This window comes from Bacteroidota bacterium (assembly GCA_039714315.1).
Classification (GTDB): Bacteria; Bacteroidota; Bacteroidia; order Flavobacteriales; family JADGDT01; genus JADGDT01.
The window spans coordinates 1-3,795 of sequence record JBDLJM010000215.1 but is presented as its reverse complement, the minus strand read 5'-3'; the positions used below and the strand labels follow the sequence as shown (position 1 = coordinate 3,795).

Below are 3,795 nucleotides of genomic sequence, written 5' to 3'. Positions count from 1 at the left end.
TCTATGTTTGAGGATGTGAAGGGAGGTTGGGGAAATATTGCTTCGCTTTTGATACTGCTCGTTGCCATATACTGACTTGAATCACAGGCATCACTAACTTTTGATTTCACCCGGTAATAAAATGTATCCCCGGTAAAATTATCCGGAAGTTTAGATAAGTTTGCCTTAACAATATATTTACTATCTAAAAATTGTCCTCTTTCATAACCTCCGGTTGCAGATATCCAGTCAATTTTATTATCAGAATACTCTATATTAAAATCTATGACCCTTCTGTCAATTAAACTCTGCAAATCTCCCTTATTATCCGATGATGGATAATAAGCGGCTATCGTTATGGGAGAATCACTACCCTTACAAATTAACCCGGTTTCTAACTCTAATATATTTGGTGCGCTTAATGTAAAATTAGCGCTTGATATTTTCATTGTTATATCAAGAGGTATTCCCACCATATTTACGCTTTGAGGATCCGGATCACACCCTTCTTGTCTATTAAAAATAAAGGTTTTTGCTCCCTCGGTACTCCACTTTACATAAGCGACTATTCTTTCTGATCTTACATCATTGTATATTTTCAAACTATCCAATTCACTTCCACCTCCATGTAAGTCTACATCAACAGTTCTAGTACAATTTTCATTATGGAAAAGAAAATCATAACGATATTCACAATTAGGATACACTTCTGTAGGTCCGTAATAATCCTGTTGTGCAAAAGAACTGGCAGATACAATTAATGTAAGTAAAAAAGTAAATATATTTCTCATAACAAAATACCTTTAAAAATTAAAAACACCCGTTTCAACCCACCGAGCTTTATTATTCCCAAATGCAGTAACCTTTAGAAAATATTTATAGCTATTCCCCATTTTAACTTCCGCATCCATAAAAGCACTTGCATCTTCAAGTTTTTTTATCAACGACGGTTTCCCATCGTTTACAAGCCTGTACAAGGAAATTTCAATATTCTCCTCACTGTTTTTCCAGGTCAGTTCAATTCTTCCCTGGTTACGTTTAACTTCTGCTTTTAGGTCTTTAATAAAATCTTCACCGTTTTCAATATTGGCCGTCAACGAAACAGCTTTTCCGGGTATCGACTCATTACCGGAACTGTCGGTTGCAGAAAGCGTGTAATAGTATTTTGTTCCGTTTTTTATATCTATATCGTCAACAATCATGCTGTCAACAGGTGAATAGGTTTTCAGCAAACTCCATTCGGCTTTTTCCTTTGATTTTCTGTATAATTTTATACTTCCCAAATCGCTGCCGCTTACAACCCACTGCAGATGATTTGACTCTCTTTTGGCAATAGCTTTTGTAAATACAGGCGATGACGGAGCAATAGTATCGGGTTTTATCACGTGTATTATTTCAGAATACTCCGATGTATTATACCTGTTATCTTCGGCTGTAACTTTATACCAGTAATGCTTATCAAGCGAACCGAGATTTAAAGTATCGGAATAGGAATTTATATCAATTGACTTTTTTGTTATTTGCTGGAATTCTCCATTTTTATCACGTGAACGGTACACTCTATATCCAAGTAAGTCTGCTTCTTTTCCTTTGTTCCAGCCAAGTTTTACAATACCTTTTTTAGAAACAACGGCCTTAAGATTTACCGGTGCTCCGGGGGCAACCGAGTCGGCAGGCTGCAATAATACGGGAAAAGACTTTTTTACCTCCCCCGATTTTGATATTGTTTTTACCCGGTAATAATTCGAAGAAGATGAATTGGTATCGGTATATGAATTCTCTTTGAAATTCAAACTGTCTGAAATAATAGCAAAATTACCTTTTATATCAAATGCTCTTTCAACCACAAATGCCTCAACATCTTCGGCTTTACCGTTTTCTATTTGCCATTTTATAACTGCATTATTTTCACTGTCGATAAATTTATCATTTATCTGGGCTGAAACGGTATATATTGCCTCTCCTTTTACCTTAATAACATTCGAACCCGGCGAAATATCACCAAATGCATCTATTCCCTTTATCCTGAAGTAATATTCCTTTTCAAAGTCAGGCAGCTGCTCCACACGTTGCATTATGTAATTATTTTTCTCTACATCCAATACCGTAAACGGAGTTTCATTGATTCGTTTAAAGTTTGTTCCGTCTTCCGAACGCTCTATGTAGTAAGCTATAAAAATACGTTTATGATAATAATGGCTCCACTGCAACTCTGCTGCCTCTCCATTTAGTTTTGCCGATATTTCAGGGGCCATACCCAGTGGCTCATAATCTTCTAATCCTAAATAAGCAGTTACTTCTTCAACCGTATATGAGGGATCTTTTATTTCGGATATTACTTTGTAAAGGTACACCTCCCCTTTTTTAGCCGTCTTATCTTCGTAACGCAATCCTGACAATTCAGCGGCCCGCGCCGAAATATCGCAGGCGAGCAGTGCAAACGAAAACCTGTTTTGCATTTCGGAGTTCCTGTCCAGAATGCTTGAAATATCATTGGAGCTGCTTAACTCAAACTCTTCACCATAGATCGACTGTGCAGATATTGCCACATAATCATCCTTTTCAACATCCTGTTCCCAATACTTCAGTTCAGCAGGTTTCAAGGGAGCGAATGTCAGCAATTGCTTTTCAGGTTTATCGAGAAAAACATTATTGCGTTTTAAGGTATATCTTTCAATTTTCACTCCATATTTGTTATTTAACTGCCAGGAGTTGGCATCAGCAGGAGCCCAACGCAGAATAATTGAATTCTCTGTTGACTTAGCTACCAGCTTTAGTTCAATCTTTTCCTGGGAAAATCCAAAGATGGATGCTGCTAAAAAAACTAATGTTATATATATTTTACGCTTATTCATTTTTATCATCATATTTTCTACAATACCTTACTATTATAGTTTAAATAATATTCGGTTATATTGATTTGATATTAATAGTTTTACTCGATGTAACTTCATTGCTGCCGGGTAAAACATATTTTACTTTTACCGGATATTCTCCTGCTCTGTAATCAGGTACTCTTTCCATTTCCAGAAGCTTCTTGGCTTTTGCTTTACCCTGATTATTCCACAAAGCTGCTGCCTGGTTCTCAAAATCGGTGTAATCATCTTTTGCTTCCCAGTTTATCTGGTCGGAAATTCTGAATTTCCCGTTTAACTGACGTAAAACCACCACTTTCTTAAAGGGAACATAACCCATTATTTCGGGGTCTCTAAACCTGTGCTCTAATCCCAGATCCTGCGCCAGCTCATACATTTCGGGATATATTTTATCCTTATACCACTTACTTTGTAATGCTTCCTCAAATACTACCAAAGGCCTGTTGATATCGAGCTCCCTTTCACTAAAATACTCATCAGTGTAATAAGCAGTCCCTATTTCTCTTAAGCCGGTAAACTCTGCACCACTATTGCTGAAATAGCTCCTTTTAAACATATTCGAATATTTCATGGCATCAACCTTCTCTCCAAAAGTTTCATATTGGCTACTTTTTAGGTTCATTGAATAAATTACCTTTTCTTCGAGCTGTTCAAGTACACCTTCGGCCTTTTGCGTTGTTACAATAATTTCCGATTCTCCTGCCGACATATCTTTTTCCGTTTTTTCTACATTAGAATCGATAGCTGTGCTTTCGCGGACAGGTACATTAACCAACTGCATTGCGTATTGCTTTTGTTTAGAGAATCCTTCGGGTAAATCAAAGTTCACCTGCATGTCGCTATCAGAATAACTTAAAGTACTTTTTAGTACAGCTCCGTCTTCGGCTACAAAATGTACTTCTCTTTTCCATTTCGAATCGGCTTTAAATAACTCATCCTG

General features: G+C 36.9%; 3 protein-coding genes. All 3 read right to left on the bottom strand.

Going from position 1 to position 3,795, the window contains the following annotated elements:
- Positions 1-770, bottom strand: a 770-nt coding sequence (locus ABFR62_13585; protein MEN8139450.1) for a hypothetical protein, incomplete at its 3' end; no start/stop codon positions are given.
- A gap of 12 nt (positions 771-782) precedes the next feature.
- Entirely contained in the window at positions 783-2,834 is a 2,052-nt protein-coding gene (locus tag ABFR62_13580) for a hypothetical protein (GenBank protein MEN8139449.1), read from the bottom strand.
- A gap of 55 nt (positions 2,835-2,889) precedes the next feature.
- On the bottom strand, positions 2,890-3,795 hold a 906-nt coding region (locus tag ABFR62_13575), incomplete at its 5' end, for a hypothetical protein (GenBank protein MEN8139448.1).